The sequence below is a fragment of the Rhodococcus sp. KBS0724 genome, from assembly GCF_005938745.2.
Lineage (GTDB): Bacteria > Actinomycetota > Actinomycetes > Mycobacteriales > Mycobacteriaceae > Rhodococcus_F.
The window spans coordinates 359,878-380,237 of the sequence record NZ_VCBX02000001.1 but is presented as its reverse complement, the minus strand read 5'-3'; the positions used below and the strand labels follow the sequence as shown (position 1 = coordinate 380,237).

At 61.5% G+C, this 20,360-nt stretch carries 20 protein-coding genes; 2 read left to right on the top strand and 18 right to left on the bottom strand.

Annotated features, from left to right (window positions below; translation table 11 throughout):
* Nucleotides 1-9: 9 nt before the first annotated feature.
* The 15 genes from FFI94_RS01725 to FFI94_RS01655 all read right to left on the bottom strand — a co-directional run bounded on the left by FFI94_RS01725 (nt 10) and on the right by FFI94_RS01655 (nt 13,725).
* The gene (locus FFI94_RS01725; RefSeq protein ID WP_138871466.1) at nt 10-927 is read right to left on the bottom strand and encodes an IclR family transcriptional regulator; all 918 of its coding nucleotides are present in this window, start codon (nt 925-927) and stop codon (nt 10-12) included.
* 166 nt (nt 928-1,093) lie between these two features.
* Nucleotides 1,094-1,918, bottom strand: coding sequence for an alpha/beta fold hydrolase (locus FFI94_RS01720; RefSeq protein ID WP_138871465.1), 825 nt, complete (start codon nt 1,916-1,918; stop codon nt 1,094-1,096).
* Nucleotides 1,918-2,238, bottom strand: a complete 321-nt coding sequence (locus FFI94_RS01715; RefSeq protein WP_138871464.1) for a DUF362 domain-containing protein — start codon at nt 2,236-2,238, stop codon at nt 1,918-1,920. Before FFI94_RS01715 ends, FFI94_RS01720 begins: the two co-directional genes overlap by 1 nt.
* Before the next feature lie 3 nt (nt 2,239-2,241).
* The gene (locus FFI94_RS01710; RefSeq protein ID WP_138871463.1) at nt 2,242-3,252 is read right to left on the bottom strand and encodes an NAD(P)/FAD-dependent oxidoreductase; all 1,011 of its coding nucleotides are present in this window, start codon (nt 3,250-3,252) and stop codon (nt 2,242-2,244) included.
* Nucleotides 3,253-3,402: 150 nt separating this feature from the next.
* A complete protein-coding gene (locus tag FFI94_RS01705) occupies nt 3,403-4,188 on the bottom strand; it encodes a class II aldolase/adducin family protein (protein WP_138871462.1) in 786 nt (261 codons plus the stop codon).
* 13 nt (nt 4,189-4,201) lie between these two features.
* Entirely contained in the window at nt 4,202-5,038 is an 837-nt protein-coding gene (locus FFI94_RS01700) for an ABC transporter permease (protein WP_138871461.1), read from the bottom strand.
* Complete coding sequence (locus tag FFI94_RS01695) at nt 5,035-5,898, bottom strand: ABC transporter ATP-binding protein (RefSeq protein ID WP_221937736.1); 864 nt, start codon at nt 5,896-5,898, stop codon at nt 5,035-5,037. The genes FFI94_RS01700 and FFI94_RS01695 overlap by 4 nt, the downstream gene beginning before the upstream one ends.
* Entirely contained in the window at nt 5,895-6,878 is a 984-nt protein-coding gene (locus FFI94_RS01690; RefSeq protein ID WP_138871460.1) for an ABC transporter substrate-binding protein, read from the bottom strand. The genes FFI94_RS01695 and FFI94_RS01690 overlap by 4 nt, the downstream gene beginning before the upstream one ends.
* A gap of 204 nt (nt 6,879-7,082) precedes the next feature.
* Nucleotides 7,083-8,039: an NAD(P)-dependent oxidoreductase gene (locus FFI94_RS01685; RefSeq protein ID WP_138871459.1), complete on the bottom strand. Its 957-nt coding sequence runs from the start codon at nt 8,037-8,039 to the stop codon at nt 7,083-7,085.
* 109 nt (nt 8,040-8,148) lie between these two features.
* Nucleotides 8,149-9,021, bottom strand: a complete 873-nt coding sequence (locus tag FFI94_RS01680; RefSeq protein WP_019746500.1) for an alpha/beta fold hydrolase — start codon at nt 9,019-9,021, stop codon at nt 8,149-8,151.
* Between the two features lie 30 nt (nt 9,022-9,051).
* A complete protein-coding gene (locus tag FFI94_RS01675; RefSeq protein WP_138871458.1) occupies nt 9,052-10,008 on the bottom strand; it encodes a catechol 1,2-dioxygenase in 957 nt (318 codons plus the stop codon).
* On the bottom strand, nt 10,008-11,351 hold the full coding sequence (locus tag FFI94_RS01670; protein ID WP_138871457.1) for a M20 family metallopeptidase: 1,344 nt from the start codon (nt 11,349-11,351) through the stop codon (nt 10,008-10,010). The genes FFI94_RS01675 and FFI94_RS01670 overlap by 1 nt, the downstream gene beginning before the upstream one ends.
* A gap of 122 nt (nt 11,352-11,473) precedes the next feature.
* Nucleotides 11,474-12,763 (bottom strand): aromatic ring-hydroxylating dioxygenase subunit alpha, encoded by a 1,290-nt coding sequence (locus FFI94_RS01665; RefSeq protein WP_138871456.1) that lies wholly within the window; start codon nt 12,761-12,763, stop codon nt 11,474-11,476.
* A gap of 81 nt (nt 12,764-12,844) precedes the next feature.
* Nucleotides 12,845-13,243 carry an acyl dehydratase gene (locus tag FFI94_RS01660; protein ID WP_138871455.1) on the bottom strand — a complete coding sequence of 133 codons (399 nt, stop codon included), beginning with the start codon at nt 13,241-13,243 and terminating at the stop codon, nt 12,845-12,847.
* Nucleotides 13,240-13,725 (bottom strand): MaoC family dehydratase N-terminal domain-containing protein, encoded by a 486-nt coding sequence (locus FFI94_RS01655; RefSeq protein WP_007731639.1) that lies wholly within the window; start codon nt 13,723-13,725, stop codon nt 13,240-13,242. The genes FFI94_RS01660 and FFI94_RS01655 overlap by 4 nt, the downstream gene beginning before the upstream one ends.
* Nucleotides 13,726-13,826: 101 nt before the next feature.
* Here FFI94_RS01655 and FFI94_RS01650 point away from each other — a divergent pair, with 101 nt between their 5' ends.
* Both FFI94_RS01650 and FFI94_RS01645 read left to right on the top strand, forming a co-directional pair.
* A complete protein-coding gene (locus FFI94_RS01650; protein WP_021342530.1) occupies nt 13,827-14,678 on the top strand; it encodes an alpha/beta fold hydrolase in 852 nt (283 codons plus the stop codon).
* Nucleotides 14,679-14,685: 7 nt separating this feature from the next.
* A complete protein-coding gene (locus FFI94_RS01645; RefSeq protein ID WP_138871454.1) occupies nt 14,686-15,867 on the top strand; it encodes a multidrug effflux MFS transporter in 1,182 nt (393 codons plus the stop codon).
* Between the two features lie 5 nt (nt 15,868-15,872).
* Here the strand turns inward: FFI94_RS01645 and FFI94_RS01640 are convergent, their stop codons facing one another.
* From FFI94_RS01640 to FFI94_RS01630, 3 genes are all read right to left on the bottom strand, one after another.
* Nucleotides 15,873-16,616: an IclR family transcriptional regulator gene (locus FFI94_RS01640; RefSeq protein ID WP_138871453.1), complete on the bottom strand. Its 744-nt coding sequence runs from the start codon at nt 16,614-16,616 to the stop codon at nt 15,873-15,875.
* A gap of 70 nt (nt 16,617-16,686) precedes the next feature.
* On the bottom strand, nt 16,687-18,618 hold the full coding sequence (locus FFI94_RS01635) for an ABC transporter ATP-binding protein (protein ID WP_138871452.1): 1,932 nt from the start codon (nt 18,616-18,618) through the stop codon (nt 16,687-16,689).
* Nucleotides 18,615-20,348 carry an ABC transporter ATP-binding protein gene (locus FFI94_RS01630; protein WP_138871451.1) on the bottom strand — a complete coding sequence of 578 codons (1,734 nt, stop codon included), beginning with the start codon at nt 20,346-20,348 and terminating at the stop codon, nt 18,615-18,617. The genes FFI94_RS01635 and FFI94_RS01630 overlap by 4 nt, the downstream gene beginning before the upstream one ends.
* Between the last annotated feature and the right edge of the window lie 12 nt (nt 20,349-20,360).

The window sequence follows — 20,360 nt, the reverse complement described above, 5'->3', positions numbered from 1 at the left end:
CGCGCCTCGCTACTTGCCGCAACCGTTGAACGAACACATCACCGGACTGCAGATCGTGCGCAGAGCCAGCGGGTCGCTCGGTGAATGTGTGCACTTCATGGCATGAAGTTTTCGGGTGATTCCGGCGCCGGCAGTACGCAGGGCCCCGGTGATGCGGCTGACGTTGAGGCGAGCCGTCGGCGCTGTCACAGACAACGCGCCGGCCAGAGTGCGCGGGCCGCTGAACACCGGCACTGCGACGCTCATGTACCCGAGCCGTGTCTCCTCGACCTCCACGGCGAGTTGTTCCTTACGCATCCGCTCGGTTTGCTGGCGCAGCACGCTGACGGACATCGTCGTTCGACTGGTCAAGGCGGTGAAACCCTGCTCGACTACCTCGTCGAAGACCGATTGCGGGGAGAAGGCAAGGATGATCTTGCCCGTGGCGGTGCAGTACAGCGGGAGCCGACCGGCCACCCGCGACTGCTGATTGAGCCCGCGGTGTCCGATGATCTTCTCGATGTAGAGGACGTCGATGCCGTCACGAACCGCAAAGTGAACCGTCTCCTGCGTCGCCAGCAGCAGGTCCTCCATGTACGGCAGCGCCGCGTCGCGCAGAATCCGCTGACGCGGCACCAATTGGCCCAGCTCGAACAATCGCAGGCCGAGCCGGTACTTGGTTCCTGCGCGCTCGAGCAATCCCCACTCGACCAGCTCGCCGGCCAACCGGTGAACCGTCGCTTTCGCGACCCCACTGCGCCGAGTGAGCTCCGTCAGAGACAGGTCACTGTGGTCGGTGTCGAAAGCGTCCAAGATCATTCGAGCCTTGCCCAGAACCGAGGACAGCTCCCCGGCGGGCTGCGCCGGTGCAGCCGTGATCGGCGCAGCAGTTCTGGGCGCGATGGGCAGAACTGATCCGAACCCGACGGATTGTTGTGGAGCGGCCATGAGTGTCCTCCTGAACGATCTGTGACAGCCTGCCAGTCCGAGCGCCACAGCGACCGAATCAGTCGGGGTGCTCGATGGGTGCAGGTGCTTTCGGAACCGACACTATGGTGATCATACGATGAGACGCACGCCACACGGTCCGCTCAGTGAACCCGTCCCGCAGAATTTACACGGGGCGTCTACCTGCGTAATTCTCCAGAAACATGCGGACGGCGGATGCAATCTGCGGAGCGTGCTCCTCGACGAGCGCGACGGTCCCCGATTCGACGATCTCCGTTTCCACCACTGGCGCACCCGTCAGGTGTGCACGCAACGGCGCAACGTTAGGCATCGAGAAGGGATCCTTCTGCGCGCCGATCAGCAAAACCGGCGCAGTCACCGAACCGATTCTCGCCTCCATGACATAGCGGGCGCAGGCTTTGTGCCCCTCCGCCGGATCTACCCGGTAGGCAAGCGCGTCTCGGATGAACCTGTCGAGCAGCGCGGTGCCTGGTTCGGGGTAGTAGGGGCGACGCATCTCCCACAGCCTGGTGAGATGGCTACCGTCTGCGGCCCGGTCGACGCAGTCGATCCCACCGGGTCCCGAATGCCCCTCGCGGTAGTTGCGGTCAGTCCACGGGCACGACGAGAGCACGGCAGCGTGCACCCTCTCGGGGCGTGATGCCGCCATCTCGAGCGCCACTGCCGCACCGGTGTGGTGACCGATGACCGTGACTCGATCGACACCCAGGGTGTCGAGCAATTCCCACGCGCCTCGCGCATAGGTCTCGATGGTCTGCGGGCCGGGCACCGGAGCACTGTTGCCGTACCCCGGCATGTCCATCGCGACAACGCGGAAGTCGTCGGCAAGGAGTGGAATGAGCTCGCGGAACTCGTCCCACGACCGGGGCGCCTGATGAAGCAGGAGAATCGCCTCACCCGAACCTTGCTGCGCGTAATGCAATTGCCCGAAGGACGAATCCACGTATCCGAGTCGCAGGCCGTCAGCCATCAGAACGCCGCAACCATCGGGGTATCGACGCCGACGATGTCGATCTTTGCCGAACCACCCGGATTTCCGACGGGTTCGCTACGGGTAGGCAAGATCTCGAGGAAGAAGCGCTTGTTGTCTTCCTTGAAATCCGCGTCTGCTTTCCGGTCGACGGTGATCGCCTCCACTGGGCAGGCCAATTCGCAAGCGCCGCAGTCGATGCATTCGTTCGGGTTGATGTAGAGCTTGCGATCACCCTCGTAGATGCAATCCACGGGGCATTCTTCCATGCACGATCGGTCCGTGTAGTCGATGCATGCTTCACCGATGACAAATGCCATGGCCTAACCCTCCTGTTCGGTGGAGTGTCCAGGGAAGATCTCCGCTTCCGGATCCAGCACTGCCGCAGCGTTGTTCACCGCAGTAGCGGCTTCACCGAAACCGACGGCAATCAAGCGGACCTTGCCGGGATAATCCGTGATGTCCCCGGCGGCATACACACGCGGAACATTCGTCTCCATCCGTGTATTCACCGCGATGTGGCGATTGTCGATCTCGATTCCCCACTCCATCATCGGACCGAGGTCGGCCGTGAATCCCAATGCTGCGATGACGGATTGAGCGGGTAGCGTGGACGTGCTCTTGTCTTGTTTGTGGGTGATGTCGACCTCGCCGATCCACCCGTTTCCACGTACCGCCGAGACATCGGCGTTGACGAGAACCTGGACACTGCTTTCCTGCACCTTGGCAACTGTGGATTTGTGCGCGCGGAAACGATCTCGCCGGTGAACCAGGGTGACGGACTTGGCAATCGGTTCCAGGTGAACGGCCCAGTCGAACGCGCTGTCGCCGCCACCGACGATGACAACGTCTTTCCCGGTGTGCGCCGACAGATCCGGGACGAAGTAACTCAGCCCCCGATCCATGAACTCCGAACCCTTCGCCAACGGACGTGGGGTGAAGGTTCCGATGCCGCCGGTGATGACAACCGCGCCGGCCACCACTACCTGGCCCGTGCTGGTGGTGATGCGCACCCGGCCGTCGTCGTCATGCGACAGCTCACGAGCCTGCATGCCCAGAAGGTACACCGGATCGAACGGGGCAGCCTGCGCTATCAAACCCTCGATGAGGTTGCGTCCCTTGACCGAAGGGAATCCTGCGATGTCGAGGATCGCCTTCTCCGGGTACATCGCACTGACCTGTCCCCCCGGTTCCGCAAGGGCATCGATCACGGCAACCGAGAGGCCGCGGAAGCCTGCGTAGTACGCGCCGTATAGCCCGGCGGGGCCGGCACCAATGATCAGAATATCGACGCCGATCTCGTTGTCGGTCGCCGTGGAAGACGTTGTGTTCACACTCGATACGGTATTGCGCCGACGGACTCCCGCAAATGAAACCGGTCCGCTCAACAGACCTCGGTAACAGTTGCGGGACACCACGAAAAGGGCCCGCCGACCTCTCGGTCGACGGGCCCAATGCTCGCAAGAATTCGGTGCGCGAAGAATTCAGTGCGCGAATACCTCGGGTTCGTCTGCTGCGATCTTCTGGATGATGGTCGAGTACGCAAACCACCCCACCTTCTCGGTGCCGACTGCCTCGTAGGTCTGCGCCGCGATCTTCTCGTGCAGGACAACCGGATCACCGGCGGCTCGCGCTGTCAGCTCCGCCTGCATCGACCGCTCCATCGACACATACCACCACACTGCGCTCTCCACGGAAGTTCCGACGGTCAGATGGCCGTGGTTGGTGAGGATCACGGCCTTGTTCGATCCGAGGGCATCCGCGATGCGAATCCCCTCCTCTTCGTCCAGCGCCACCCCGTGATACTCCTCGTAGATCGAGTGATCCTCGTGAAAGGCGCACGCGTCCTGAGTGATCGGCGTGAGACGGGTGTGCAGCGAGGAGAACGCCTTACCGTTCAAACCGTGAGCGTGAACAGCTCCGATGACGTCGGGACGAGCCTCGTGAACCTTGCTGTGGATGACAAACGCTGCCCGGTTGAGCGGTCCGTCTCCGGAAATGACCGTGCCGTCCGACGCCACATGCAGCAATTCCTCCGGCTGAACCTGGGAGAAGTGCCGCCCGAACGGCGCAGTCCAGAAAGTCTCCGGATCTTCCGGGTCTCGGGCGGTGATATGTCCCGAGATTCCCTCGTCCAAACCGAATTTCGACAGGATCCGATACCCGCCGATGACGGCGGTCTTGCGTCGACGCCGCTCACTCTCGATATCGGCGAACTCGGGCGGTCCCGGAATTCCGGCCTGCTCGGCAATGCTCAGCGGGTGATTCATGCTGCGCTCCTGACTATTTGACGCCGTAACGGGCGAGGTACCGTGAGGACAGAATGCGGAGGATCCGGTCGAAGATGAAGCCCATGATGCCCAGGACGATGATGCCGACGAACGTCCAGTCGATCCGGCCGTAGTTTCGAGCCTGCCAGATCATCGAACCGATACCCTGGTCGGCGGCGACGATCTCCGCCGACACGATGGTGAGGAAGCTGTTGCCCATTGCCAGGCGAGCGCCGGTGACGATGCCGGGGATCGACGAGGGCAGGACCACCGTCTTCATGATCTGAAGTTTGTTGGCACCAAGATTTGCCGCTGCCTGCAGTTTGTTCTCGCTGATCGCAACAGTCGCGGCAATCGTGCTGACCGTAACGATGAATACCGAGGTGTAGAAGATCAGAACAACCTTCGACGTCTCACCGATGCCGAACCACACGACGGCGAGAGTGACAAACGCAATAGGCGGAATGAACCGGAAGAACTCGATGTACGGATCGAGGAGCTGTCGCACGATGGCAATGCGGCCCATCAGAATTCCGACAGGAGCACCGATCACGACACCCAGGAACCAGCCGATGAGAATTCGCTGACCCGATGCGGTGATCGACGACCACAGAACGCCGCTCTCCCACAGTTCCTGTGCCGCCGACCATACTTCGGCCGGTGATGCAATGGTGGTCGGCCCGTACCACCACGCCAGGAACGACCAGATGCCCAATCCGATTGCCGCTGAGGCTGCATACATCAGCGTCGCTTTGACAATCTTGGATCGCCGCGCAGACGAACGCTTTTTTGTCTGCGCCACCTTCGCTGTTCTCACGCCGGCTGAACCACCGGTCACTACAGCCGTCACAGCTCGTCCTCCTCAATGCCTTGGTTCCGCAGCGACGCAACCACTTCTGCCCGAATGTCGTCTCGCAGCTTCTCGTAGAGCTCGATCACCTCGGGATCGTTGCGGTCTCGCGGACGAGCCGCATTGACCTCGTAGACGCTCTTGATCCGGGCCCGCGGGCCGGCCGACATCACGATCACACGGTCAGCCAACGTCAGCGCCTCGTCGATATCGTGAGTCACGAATACCACGGTGCAGCGGGTGTGCCGCCAGATACGGTCGAGTTCGGTCTGCAGAACTTGACGAGTCTGAGCGTCCAACGCACCGAACGGCTCGTCCATGAGAACCAACGACGGCTGGTTGGCAAGAACTCGTGCGATCTGAACACGTTGCCGCATACCGCCGGACAGCTGCGAGGGGAACTTCGCACCCGCGTGGGGCAAGCCGACCATCGCGAGGTACTCGGCCGCAATACCGGCCTGCTCGCTGCGGTTCGCTCCACGCATCCTGGGGCCGTAGGCCACGTTCTGGCTCACGGTCATCCATTCGAACAACGCTTCGGAGCTCTGAAACACCATGCCTGCGTGCCGGTTACTACCGTCGACGACATCTCCGTCGCACACGATCTCGCCGGCGCTGGGTTCCACGAAGCCGGCCATGGACGACAGCAGCGTCGACTTGCCGCAGCCGCTCGGACCGAGCAGACAGACGAATTCACCTGGCTGCACGTGCATGTCGATTCCGGCGACGATCTCCGCCGCGCCGAAGCTGATTCCGAGGTCGACCACGTCGATGGCAACACCGGTGTTCTTTTTGCCTGGACCACCTGCGCCCGCGCTATTTGCCGAGCTAGACGTTGAATTACTTGTTGCGATACTCACTGTGCACCATCCTTGTACCAATCCAGAAGCATTGCCGATTCGAGATCCGGCTGTTCGCTGAGTACACCGATCGACTTGTAGAAATCTACGATCGACTGTGCCGACTCGACATCCGCAGCTTCGAGATTCACCACGGCGAAGTCGATCTCGTCCACCGCGGCAATAGTTTGATCCTCGCTGACGTTCACAGCCGCCTTGGTCGCGGACGCTGCCACGCCCGGATCCGACTCGACCTTGCGCGTTGCCTCGTCGAGCACCTTCGCGACGGTTCGCGCTGTCTCTTCGTTGGCCGACAACCACGGAGCCGTCGTGATCGCCCAATGATGATAGAACCAGCCGTAGTCTCCGGTTACTGCCACTACGTGGCCGGTCCCCTGATCCAGGGCGGTGGCCGGCCACGGCTCCCACAGGACAAACCCGTCGATGTCGCCGCGGCTGAGCAGTGCGGGCATGTCCGTCGGGGTCGCCGAGATCATCTCGACCGAACCGGGGGCAATGGAGTTGGCAGCGAGGTACTTGTCCGTCGAAATCTGGCTGAGACCCGGGACGATGCCCATCTTCTTGATCGCAGCCGGTGAGTCGACACCGTTACGCAGCACGACCTTGATGTAGTCACCGGACGCCTCGTACGAGTACATCGCACGCAACGACGGATTCTGACGCAACTGGGCGATCGTTGTCGTATCGGAGCTACCGGCGATCTGGACCTGCCCGGTCGAGAGTGCGTCGACGGCCTCGCCACCACGACCGAACTGGACGAGTTCGACGTCCAGACCGGCGGCGTCGAACATGCCTTCCTGATCCGCCACGAAGAACGGAGCGTAGGAAGCATCGATTCCGACTGCGATTCGCAGTGGTCCACTTCCGGCGGAATCAGCTGTGCTTTGCGTCGCCGGGCGGCTGCATGCGCCGGTTGCAACGGTCAGCAGCAGCGCAGCCGAAACAAGAGCAGTCCTTCCAAACTTTGACAGCGAGGCCATCTACTCACACCTTTGTTTGTGATCTGTGCCGCAGTTGCGGGTCGTGGAGAGCAAACCTAGCCGTGCGTACCTACACCCGAGAACCAACCGGGTCCACCGTGCGGACCGGGGACAGGAACTTACCTCGGCGAAACACTGCACCTGGAGGAACGTGCGGACCGAAATACTGCGGTAACACGGCCCTCGATCACAATGTCCACCGAATCACAATGTCCACCGAATTGTCTGCGAGCGCAGCGCACTGGCGACATTCTGCGCCGTCATCGAGTAGATCGACGCACGCGCTCCGGCGCTGCCGCCGGCGACGTGCGGGCTCAGGAGGGTCGAATCGAATCCACGGAGCGGGCTCGAAATCGGTAGTGGTTCAACGTCGAACACATCGAGGGCAGCGCCGCCGACATGCCTGGAACGCAAGGCACGCGCCAATGCCGCGTCGTCGACGACAGCGCCGCGCGCCACATTGACCACGATCGCTCCGGTGGGCAACTGCGCAACTCGATGGGAATTGATCAGTCCCCGAGTTGATTCCGTAAGCGGGACGGCCAGCACCAGGACATCCGCGAGAGGCAGTAACTCGTCGAGTGACACGAACGTCGCAGCCACAGTGTCACGCGGTCTCGAACGCGCGGTGACGTAGACGTCGCAACCGAAGGCGGCAAACAATTCTGCACACCGGCGGCCGATCGAACCGACACCTACGACGCCGACCCGGCGCTGCGCCAGATCGCGGCAATCGCGCGTCAGGATGGATTCCTGTGGCCACCGACCATCGGTAACCTCGTTGTGCGCCCAGAACATGGAGCGGCACAACGCACCTGCCGCCAGCACTGCCCACTCCGCAACCGAATTCGCGTTTGCACCGGGGGTATTCGCCACCGGAACTCCGGCGGCGCGCCAGGCTTCCGCATCGATGAAATTGGTTCCGGCACCGGGCTGTTGGATAAGGAGCACATTCCGGCCGAGCTCTGCTTCCTTCTTGCCCAGTGGCAGATCACCACTCCAGTCCCCCACCACGACGTCGCACGTCGGCAACTCCGCACGGAGCGCCCCCGTGGTGCGCTCAGATAATCGAACTACCTCCGCCTCACCTCCGACGGCGTCACGGATTGCGGTACCGAGTCCGTTGTCGGCGTCGGCCGTCAGCAGAAGTACTTTCTTCACGAGAACTCCTTCGCGGTAAAACGATGACTCTACCTTCGGAAACGCGGAAGCCGGCCTCCCGATCGAGAGGCCGGCTCCATTACGCAGCAGTATATTTGGCAGGAACTTCTCAGATAGCTGCCTTCGCACTGGCTGATGCCTTTGCCAAGAACTCGAGGCTCAGCGGGTTGTACTTCGCTGCCTGCTCGTGCTGCGGCCAGTGACCGCACTCCGAGTAGAGTTCGAGCTGAGCGCCCGGAATATCCTCGGCCATCTTCTTCGCTTCCGGAACATCACCGAACGGATTTTCCTGGCCCCAGACCACAAGAGTCGGCGCCTTGATGAGTGCCATTCGATCCGGACGCAGCAGATTCCGCTGGCGAACCTCCATCTCCTGCAAGGAAAGAAGGTTGTGGATGTTGGCGACAAAATCAGGCTGATGGTAGATCCGGTGACGAGCCTGAACCAACTCCTCGGTTGCATCGGCGGGATCATGCATGAGCAACTGCATACGTGCGCGGGTCAATTCGATGTCGTCGCTCTGGACGGCCTTCGCGGTCGACGTCTTGATGCGCTCCATGACTACCGGGTTCGCGACTGTTCCACCTGCTGCCAGCAACTGCAGCGACAGAACACGTTCGGGCTGCTCGCTGGCCAGGTAGGCAGCGACCCAACCACCGAGGCTTTCGCCCACCAAGTGCACACGGTCCAGTCCGACCGCGTCGAGGTAGTTCACCAAATGCTCGACGTAGCGCGGAATCTCGTACGGGTAGTCAGGCTTGCCGGTGTAACCATGGCCGAGCATGTCGATCGCGTGAACCCGGTAAGACTCGGCGTGCGGTGCAATATTGCGTGCAAATGCCTCGAGGTGTCCGCTGGTGCCGTGCAGGAAGATCACGGCCTCGTCACCGGATCCTGCCTGCAGAGAGCGCGTGGGCACACCGCCGGCGTCGACGGTCGTCAACTCGAAATCGAGCCCGGCAAGTTCGTTCCAGATTGTCATCAGAGAAACTTCCTTTACTGAAGGTGCAGATTATGTTGTTGCGCTGGCTGTTCCAGCTGGATCGAGAATCGTGACACCCATACCGGTGAGCCACTCGGGAATCGCTTCGTAGGCAAGGCGTTCACCCGGAACGTAGTCGAGCATCGCGGCCATCATGAGCCAGGTCCGCAACTCCTGCGCACCGTTGCCCGCCTCGTCTTCGATCTGCTGCGTCGTGAACTCGGCAAGCTCACTTGCCTTGCCGCTGGCAAACAGATCAAGAATTCGGTCATCGAACTCCGGAGTGATCGCGGCATCGGCCGCGCGGATGATCTGGCGTCGCCGGACGTCGTAGTCGGACCAGTTCTCCCGGCCGTCCAGCCAGGCTTGAACCATGAAATCCTCGTCCTCACCGTGCGGATCACGCCAGTCCGGCCAGGGCAGACGATGAGACAATCCGCCGGACGCGATCACCACGACGCGGGTATCCGCCGGATACGACGCAACGGCATCCCGCAGGGCCTTCGCCACTTCCTCACATCGCTTGAATGTGGGGAGAGGCGGCGCGAATACGTTGACCACCAACGGAACTATCGGAACGTCGATTCCGTCGAGAAGGTACTGAATCGCGTGAGACTGACCATGATCGATCTGCAATCGCGCCGAGTAGGCAAGATCGAACCGGCCACCTTCGATCAGCTCGTTTGCAAGGTGCCTGGCGAACTCCACGTCGACCCGTTGCGGCCCCTTGGGTGTTCCTGACTCGCCACTGGAAATGCACTCTCCGACTCCGAGAGTGAACGCCGGAATCAGATCCAGCCAGAAACCGCGAAAATGGTTGGAGCCGAGAATCAAGACAACATCGGGTTTCGACGCCGCGATCTTCTCCCGGCTCAGATACAGCGCGTCCCGGAAGCGTTCGGCCTCCGCCTTGTGCGTCGTCTCTTCCCAATGGGTGTTCATCAAGGTGCTGTGGGAGGCACCGATACCCAGAACTATCTTCGCCATCAGTCGATTCCTACTTCCTCGAGCGAGCGGGTGACGGTGTCGAGGGCCACTCGGATCAGATACTTCGTAAATCTCTCCGCCGCAGCGAGATCCACAGTGTTCATCCCCATCGCGAAGTCCACCTCGAACGGTGCGTCGACCACCTTGGGCATACCCACCCGAATCGTCGGGATGCCGCGGCTGCGCAGGATGTTTGCGTCGGTGGCTCCACTGGCGTCGAAGAAGTCCTGATGCGGCTCTCCTTCGGCAGCCTCCCACGCGTCGACTGCGGCACGGCGCAACCACATTCGAGGGTCGGAACCCTCACCGGGGATGGCAAGAACCTGTTCGACGTCGATCTGCAGATCCAGCGATTGTGCGATCTCCGCCACGACAGCTTTGAGTTCACGCTTGGCTGCGGTAGGCGTCGTCCGCGGGCTGAGCCGCAGATCAACGGTAAGGCGCACCTGCTCGGGGGTGAACGACGCTGTTCGCTCCCACCCGCCGCGGATGTTGGCAACGATCCCCTGAGGCGCAACCAAACCGTCCTGATGCGCCGCCGAGTACTTCGGGAACCATTCCTCCAACTTGGCGACCACCTCGCCGGCGGCGGTAATCGCGTTGCGGTACGGCAACCGGTGGCGCGAGCCGACGTAGGTGTGCAGACCGTGCACCGTGATCTCGAACCAGGCCAGTCCCACTTCTTCCCAGGAAACCGTCCAGCCGGGCTTGGCGATCAGCGCGCAGTCCGCCCACACTCCCTGTTCCAGGAGGAACGAGCAGCCGACGCCCTGGCCGGTGTTGCGTCGGGGGTTTCCGACACCGGGGCGGGCATTGGTCGGCATACCGCCGGCGCCGAATCCGAGCACCAGGTCGCCGCGGAGCGGAATACCCGCTGCGGCAATTGCTTCGGCCGCCGCGACGATGCAGACGGCGTGGCCTTTGGGGTTCGACGCACCCAATCCGATCACGTAGTTCTCGTCGAACTGAGCGTGCGGCGTCAGATCCGCTCGCAACTCGTTTCCCACCCACGGCAGGTCTTCCGCCGGATCGCCCGTCGTGACGGTGTCGATCGGCGCATACAGCAACAGGTCCGGTCCGGACCCGTCACCGCGGAGCCTTCCCCACGAGTTCGCTTGCCGATCATCGAGATCCATTGTGTGGGCCTCGATGCCCGACGCTGCCAGGACCGCCGTGATGTGGCGGGCCAGCGGTGCTTCGTCACCCGTCGGGCTGGGAATGTTCACCACCGAAGTGGCGAGATCCCGCAATCGCGCACGATCGACATGGGCGTAGGCTCGCTCGACCCATTCCCGGCGCTCGCCGCCTAGGCCTGCGAGAGCGTCGGCCCTCGCAGTGGTCATGGATTGACCTGATGTACCTGAGTATTGCTGCGCTCGCCGGCCATCTGCCACAGCTTGGGAACTGCCACTGCAACAGCGGCACCGATAGCGACAGCCGTCAGAATCTTGAACATGTATCTCTCCTATTCGCTGGTGCCGGTGGGAATCTGAGCGTCGGCGACCGGGGCCGAGCGGGGCGTTGGCGTCCGGCGCTCTCGGGTGGGCCTGACCGGCGCCTTGGGGGTGTGCTTGGCCGCGTCGGCGATCTTCTCGGCGTACTCTTCCTCTGCCAGATTTCGCCACGTCGTCAGCGACACGTCCGGTCGGTACAGCTTCTCCGGCGGCGCGTCGGTGACCTCGACCATCCACGCATCCTGACCCGAAAACTGACCGTGGAACAGCCAGCGGATCGCGCCGAGGTACTTGGCGTAGAAGCCCAATTTTGCTGCGCCGGAAACAAAGTTGACCATGAGGCCGACGTACTTGTGGTTGTCTTCGTCCACCGGGACGTAGAACTCGTAGTGAATGAACTTGGGGTACGCGATGCGCAGGACACCCGGCATGGACAGTGAAGCAAAACCGGGGAAGTTCTGAGCTGCGATCACAGGATTGACATCCAGGCCGGCGCCGACGTTTCCGATCTGCGAAATCTGGGTCTCGTCCGGCTTCTTCTTCCACCACCGCTTGTTCGTCCAGGTTCCCACGCCCGGGAATTCCGCCTCCCAGTACACCTCTTCCTGCACGCGGTAAATCCAGCGTCCCTCCGGAACGATGCTCGTGATGTTCCACGTCGGCATCGGCTTGAACAGACGCCACAATGCGGTGCGGTGCAGGTACTTCGCATGTCCCTCGTCGAAACCGTTCTCACATGCGAAGCGCCAGTTGCCTTCTCGGGGCTGAATCCGACCACCGACGATACCCTTGTTCTCCACCAGCTCACGCGGCAACTGGTCGTCGATGGACGGCGCCGGCTCGTTGGCGATCGGGATGTACACCCACACCAGACCGAGTCGCTCCTCGATCGCATAGGTCTGGACGTTCAGCTTGCCGCAGATCTTGGAATCCGGACCGTCGGTGATGACCGCAGCCAGCTTGCCGTCGGTGAGCTGGTACGTCCAGCCGTGGTACGGGCAGCTGACGGTTCCCGGGAACTGCTGATCGCCCTCGGACAGCGGAACGCCGCGGTGCGGGCACCGATCGTGCAGGGCATATGCCTTGCCTGCGTCGCGGATGATCGCCAGCTTTTCACCACAGATGGTAAAGCTCTTGGGGTCTTTGGTGATGTGGTTCGACCACGTGACCGGGTACCAGTAACCGCGGTATCCGCTGCCGGCTGCGTTGTAACCCGGCCATGCCGTCCAATCCTGCCGACCGGCCGCTCGTGGCCGCTCGGGCAGCGCGAACGTGGCTTCCGACGCCTCGACACCAGTCATGTGAAGTCCTCTCGACACTGAACGTTTGAATGAAACAGATCTTGGGTGAGATTGCGGTCTACGCCAACGGATTCGGTTCGCTCAGCAGACCCGGACCACCACAGCGGTTCCGACGGCACACAGCACGCCATTGTCCGAATGCTCCCGCAACGCCAAAGTTAGTTGGTCACTGTCGATTTGGGACACTTCACCCGACACCTCGAGTGTGGTTCCGACGGGCGCGGGCGCACGATTCTGCCAGGAGACGGACACAACTCCTTCGTATCCACCGGCAAATTGTGACGCGGCACGAAAGAACAGCGTGCCCTGCAACTGGGCCATGACCACCGGTGCGGACAACCCCTCCGTCTGCGCATAGGAGGCGTCGTAGTGAATACGGTGCGAATTGTGCGTCGACGCCCCGAATCGAAGGATCCGAACCGGATCGCAGACCAAGGTCACCGATTCGATCGGCGTGCCCACGACTACTGTTTCGGTCATCGGACGATGAACTTCTCGACGACCTCGGCAAATGCGCCGGACTGCGCACCCCGGTAAGTCTTGGTGACCGAGAGCAGCAGAAACTCGTCCGGAGCCCGGCCCTTGGTCGTCACGGTATCGAGTACTCGCCCTACGACGACAGCCTCACCCAGCGGGGCCGGTCGCAAGAACGTCACACTCTGCCCGCCGGCCATCAAGCGCACGTCGATACCGTCTGTGCCCGGCACTTCGTCACGGAACATGCCGTCTGCTCGGTACTCTCGATCGGAGCCACCTTGCGGTCCTCGCAAAAGCGAAGGCAGATACATCGGATGGACGGCAAATGCCGGGTGCTCCGGGTCGAGAAACCGGGGGTCCGTCTCGGCGGTGGCAACCGCAAACGCAACCGACTCCGCCGGACGCACCGTTCCCAACTCTCGCGTTTCCCGCGTACCAATCATCGCCTCCGCGCGATCACGCGCGTGCTCGAGTTCTGTTCTCATGCCAGCACGCTAGGCATTCGGAAGTCTCACAGCCACGAACCGGGTTCGCCTGCCGGACCGCGATACTTCCCATACCGCTCACCTCGAGGTCAGGTATAGCCATGGCTGATCAACCGAAGAGCTTGTACGCCAAAGCAGATGGCGTCACATTCCATTACTACGACCTCGGCGAGGGCGACCCCACGATTTTCCTGCACGGAGGCGGCCCCGGCTGCACTGCGTGGTCCGACTTCGGGCCGGTGGCACCGCTCTTCGCCTCGGATCGACGAGCGATTCTCGTTGATCTCCTGCAATACGGTCGGTCCGACAAGTGCACCATCACCGGCCCAATGTGGGACTTCCACGCCGCCAAGATGGTTGCCCTGCTCGACGAGCTCGGAATCGAACGCGCAGACTTCGTCTGCAACTCGTGGGGCGGCACCATAGCGCTCAATCTTGCGGCAAAGTACCCGGAACGCGTTCGCTCCCTGGTGATCACGGGCAGCATGCCCGTCTTCTACGGACCACTCGCGCCGCTCCCCGAGGACGGCCGTCGTGGCCGCAACGCCCGCGACGTCTACTACGGCGGCACCGGCCCCACCCTCGAAAAACTCCGCACCTTGATCACCAGCCTCGAATGGTTCGACGGATCGAAGTTGCCCGCCGAAACTCTCCAGATGCGATACGAGCAAAGTCTCGACCCCGAAGAAATGGCCCTGGCTGCCTCGGCGGACTCACCTCGTGGCGATTGGCAGGATCTCACAGCTGAACTCGGCCAGATCCAGGCGCCGACGCTCTTCGCCTGGGGCATGCACGACGCATTCCTCACCCCGGACTACCCGCTCATGCTGGCGCGGATGATTCCCCATGGCCATCTCTACATCATGGACAAGGCGTCGCATCATCTTCAGGAAGAACGACCATACGACTACTACAGTGTAGTTTCGGGTTTCCTTGACCAACAGCACAACTGAACGAACGGTGATCGCCCCGACGGGCGGTGCACGGATCCGATTGGTACTGCTTCTCGGAATTCTCACCGCCCTCGGGCCGTTCACCGTCGACATGTATCTTCCTGCGCTGCCACAGATCACGCAGGAATTCGGCACGTCGGACACGATGGTTCAGCTGACCCTGACGGGCACACTGCTGGGTCTGGCTTTCGGCCAGTTGCTCATCGGCCCACTGTCCGACATCTACGGACGTCGACGTCCCCTGCTCGTGGGCACAGTAATTCACGTCGGCGCGTCGTTGGCCTGCTTCTTTGCTCCGTCCATCGAAGTCCTCACTGCGCTGCGAACCCTTCAAGGTTTTGGCGCCGCCGCGACGGGCGTGATCGCGATGGCAATCGTTCGTGATCTCTTCACCGGACACGATGCGGCAGTTGTACTTTCGCGACTGATGTTGGTCATGGGCGTAGCGCCCATCCTGGCACCCTCCATCGGCGGGGCACTGATGTCCGTAACACAGTGGCGCGGAGTCTTTCTCGCTCTCTTCATCCTGGGCATCGCGATGATCGCACTCGCGGCAGTATCGCTGCCGGAAACACTTCCATCCGAGAATCGGTCGGGCAAGGGCATCGGCGCCATCGCGCGAAACTACATTGCGCTCGGCAAGGATGCCCACTTCATGGTGTTGGTGCTCGTGTGCGGTCTCGGCCGCGGCGTTTTGTGGTCGTACATCGCCGCGTCGTCCTACGTGATGCAGGAACAGTTCGGACTGAGCGCCACAGCGTACGGATTTGCCTTTGCCGGCGGCGCCGTCGTTCTGATCGGTTCGTCCCAGCTCAACGTCGTGCTTCTCGGCCGGTGGTCGCCGAATTCCATCACGATCTGGGCAATGTGGGGCAGTAGTGCCGTCGGCGCTGCGTTTGTTGTTGTTGCCGCGACCGACTCGTGGGGATTCGTCGGGTTTGCCGTCCCCATCCTGCTGATGCTCTGCGCAACGGGTTTTGTCATGCCCAACGCACCGGCGGTTGCACTGTCCCGTCACGGAGAAGCCGCAGGCTCAGCAGCCGCGCTGATCGGATTTGCGCAGTTCGGCGCTGCCGCTGTGGTTGCGCCCATCGTCGGCCTTCTCGGCAACACCAGTCTTGCCGTGGCCATCTCCATGACCGGGGCTTCGGTTCTCGGCGTGATCGCACTGCTCTGTGTGCGTCGATAAAACGGTTAGGCCGTGCGTTCGAGAACCGATACCTTCCGGCTGATTCCTTCGGCCGCCGCGCGTAACGGTTCCGCAAAACGCTTGGTATCCATTCGGTACCGCGGACTCGACACACCGATCGCGGCAACTGCTTCGCCGTGTCCACCGAAGATCGGGGCAGCGATACTCGATGTTCCCAGGCGAACCTCTTCGGTCTCGACCGCCAACTGCTGCGAACGAACAGCGTCGAGTTGCCTGCGTAACCCGTCTTCCGAGTTCACCGTCCGATCGGTGAACTCGACAAAACCGTTGCCTGTCACCGCTCGAAAAACAGAATCCGGTGAGTACGCGAGTATCGCCTTGCCGGTTGCCGTGGCATACATCGGCAGCCGGCCGGCCACCCGCGACGGCAGGTCCACCCCGTGATGACCGGAGATCTTGTCGATGTACAGAACATCGAGGCCGTCGCGAATCGCGAGGTGAACCGTCTCCCGGGTCGCCGCGTGAAGATCCTGCACATACGTCAAGGACACCTCGCGCAGAATCCGTTGACGAGGAACCAACTGCCCCAGTTCGAAGAGCCGTAACCCCAACCGGTACTTGGTGCCGACCCGTTCCAGTAGGCCGAGAGACACCAGTTCACCGGCTATTCGATGCACCGTCGCCTTCGCAACACCACTTCGATTCGCAAGTTCGGTCAGCGACAGCGCACCCGAATCCGCATCGAAGGAATCGAGTATCAGGCGCGCTTTCCCCAGCAACGAATGCATCGCCGAGCGCCTCCAGTACACAGATTGTGGTCCACCCAGCGGACCAAGTCTGCTCAAGTGTACTAAGGCGCTAGATCTCCGCGCCCACGAACTGACTGTTGTACAGCCGGTAGTACGCACCACGTGAGAGCAGCAACTCCTCGTGACTGCCCTGCTCAACGATGCGGCCGGCTTCCATGACCACGATCAGGTTTGCATCACGAATTGTCGAAAGACGGTGTGCGATGACAAAACTTGTGCGGTCACTGCGCAGAACCGCGGTGGCACTCTGAACCAGCAGCTCCGTTCGTGTGTCGACAGAACTGGTGGCCTCGTCGAGGATCAGGATGGCCGGTTGCGCGATGAACGCTCGCGCGATGGTGATGAGCTGTTTTTCACCGGCACTGATGTTGTTGCCCTCTTCGTCGATGACGGTGTCGTATCCCTCGGGCAGGGAATGCACGAACTTGTCGACGTAGCTCATCTTGGCGGCGCGCTGAATTTCCTCTTCGGTGGCGCCCGGCTTGCCGTACGCGATGTTCTCCCGGATCGTGCCGCCGAACAGCCAGGCATCCTGCAGAACCATGCCGATACGCGAACGCAGATCGTCGCGCGTCATCTTGGCGATATCGATACCGTCGAGAGTGATGCGGCCCGAATTGAGTTCGTAGAACCGCAGAATCAGGTTGACGAGCGTGGTCTTACCAGCACCGGTGGGGCCGACGATGGCAACCATCTGACCGGGCTCGGCCACCAACGACAAATCCTCGATAAGAGGCTGTTCCGGCTTGTAACTGAACGCGACGTCCTCGAATGCGACCCGGCCCTTGGACACGACCGGCGACTGAGCGTCAGCCGGATCGACAGACTGCTCTTCCTGGTCGAGTAGAGCAAACACCCGCTCGGCGGATGCAACACCGGACTGCAGCAGATTGGTCATCGACGCGATCTGTGTGAGCGGTTGGGTGAACTGGCGTGAGTACTGGATGAACGCCTGCACGTCGCCGAGCGTCATGGTGCCGGACGCCACCCGCATACCGCCGACGACAGCGATGGCAACGTAGTTCAGATTGCCGAGGAACATGACAGCAGGCATGACCAGACCGGAGATGAACTGCGCTTTGAAGCTCGACTGGTAGAGCTTCTCGTTCTGCGTGCGGAAGCGCTCTTCGACCTCGTTCTGCCGGCCGAACACCTTGACCAACTCGTGTCCGGTGAACGCTTCTTCGACCTGCGCGTTGATGCCACCAGTGCTCTTCCACTGCGCAACGAAGTGTTTCTGCGAGCGCTTGGCGATGACGGCCGTGACGATGATCGACAGCGGAACCGTCGCGATCGCGATCAAAGCCAGAATCGGCGAGATGACCAGCATCATCACGAGGATCGCGATTACCGTCATCACGGATGTCACCAGCTGACTGAGAGTCTGCTGAAGGCTCTGCGCCACATTGTCGATGTCATTGGTCACACGCGAGAGAACATCGCCACGCGCATGAGTGTCGAAGTAGCGCAGCGGAAGTCGATGAATCTTCTGCTCGACGTCCTCACGGAGGCGGCGAACCGTGCGCTGCACCACGATGTTGAGCAGGTACGCCTGCAACCAACTGAACAGCGACGCGCAGACGAACAGCAGCAGCACGATCATCAGCACTCGGCCGACTTCGGAAAAATCGATCCCGGTGCCAGGCACAACATTCATGCCGGACACCATGTCCGCGAACTGATTCTGGCCCTGCTCGCGCAGACCAGCCACGGCTTGGTCCTTGGTGATTCCGGCGGGAAGCTGTTTACCGATAATCCCGTCGAAGATGAGGTTGGTGGCATTACCCAGGATCTTCGGGGCGATCGACGACAGCACCACACTGACCGTGACCAGTGCAAAAATCAGGATGACAGCCGGCTTGTCTGGGCTGAGCCGAGAAAGCAGACGCTTCAGCGACGGGCCGAAATTCATGGCTTTCTTGGTGGGATCACCACCACCAGGAGGCCCGATCGGAGGCGAGGAACTCGGTCGATTACTCATGATGCGTCCTGTACGGCTAGCTGAGAGGCGACAATTTCGCCGTAAGTGGGACAACTGACTTGCAGTTCGTCATGGGTACCGACACCGACAATGGCACCGTCGTCGAGCACGATGATCTGATCGGCTTCGACAATGGTGGAAATGCGTTGCGCCACAACGATAATGCAGGCATCTCGGGTAACGGGCTGCAGCGCCGCCCTCAATCTCGCGTCCGTTGTGAGGTCCAGGGCCGAGAACGAATCGTCGAACAGATAGATCTGCGGCTTACGCACCAGAGCCCGCGCAATGGCGAGACGCTGACGCTGGCCACCGGAAACCGTCGTACCGCCCTGAGATACCGGAGTGTCCAGGCCTTCCGGCATCGCGCGGACGAAGTCTGCAGCCTGAGCGACCTCGAGGCATTCCCACAGCCACTCATCGGTGGCGTCGGGGTTTCCGTAGCGAAGGTTGGTCGCGACGGTTCCCGAGAACAGGTATGGCCTCTGCGGTACCAGTCCGATGACGGAACACAGCAAGTCGGTGTCGATGTCGCGGACGTCGACACCACCGACAGATACCGAACCTGACGTGGCGTCGATGAGTCGTGGGATCAGATTGAGCAACGTGGTCTTACCGGATCCGGTGCCGCCGATGATCGCAGTGGTCTTGCCTGGCTCGGCACGGAAGGTGATGTCGCGCAATACCGGTTCCTCGGCGCCGGGGAACTGGAACTGCGCGCCGCGAAGCTCTACGACACCCGGGGTTTTCAGTTCCCGAATCGAATTTTCCGGAGGAATGACCGAGGACGCGGTATCGAGAACCTCGGAAATACGTTCTGCGCAGACCGACGCGCGCGGCAGCATGACAGCCATGAATGTAGCCATCATGACGGCCATCAGGATCTGCATGATGTAGCTGAGCATCGCGGTGAGCGAGCCGATCTCCATGGCGCCACTGTCGATCTGATGCCCACCGAACCAGATGACCGCGACGCTGGTGATGTTGCTGATCAGCATCACCAGCGGGAACATCACCGCCATCAGTTTTCCGACACCGAGTGCCGTTTCGGTCAGTTCGTCGTTGGCCACACCGAAGCGCTTCACCTCGGACGGCTCGCGAACAAACGCGCGGACCACCCGGATACCGGTGATCTGCTCGCGTAGAACGCGGTTGACCGCGTCGAGACGGCCCTGCATGAGCCGGAATCCGGGAACCATCCGCGCGATCAGGAAGCCCATCGAAATCGCCAGCAACGGAACGCTGATACCCAGAATCCAGGACAGGTTCAGATCCTGACGCAGCGCCATGATGATGCCGCCGACGCACATGATCGGAGCCATCACCAGGATGGTGCAGCTCATCACCACCATCATCTGCACTTGCTGGACGTCGTTGGTATTTCTGGTGATCAGGGACGGCGCACCGAAATAGCCGACCTCGCGGGCCGAGAACGTGCCGACCTGATGCAACACCGACGCGCGTAGATCGCGTCCGATACCCATGGCAACACGAGCGCCGAAGTACACCGCTCCCACGGAGCACAGGATCTGCGTCAACGTCACGAGGAGCATCACCCCGCCCGTGGACAGGATGTAGCCCGTATCCCCCTTTGTCACGCCGTTGTCGATGATGTCGGCGTTCAGACTTGGAAGGTAAAGGGCAGCCATAGTCGAAATAAACTGTAGGACGACAACGCCCGTGAGTTCGCCACGATACGGCTCGAGATAAGTGCGCAGCAGCCTGATCAGCATAGTGAGCGAAGG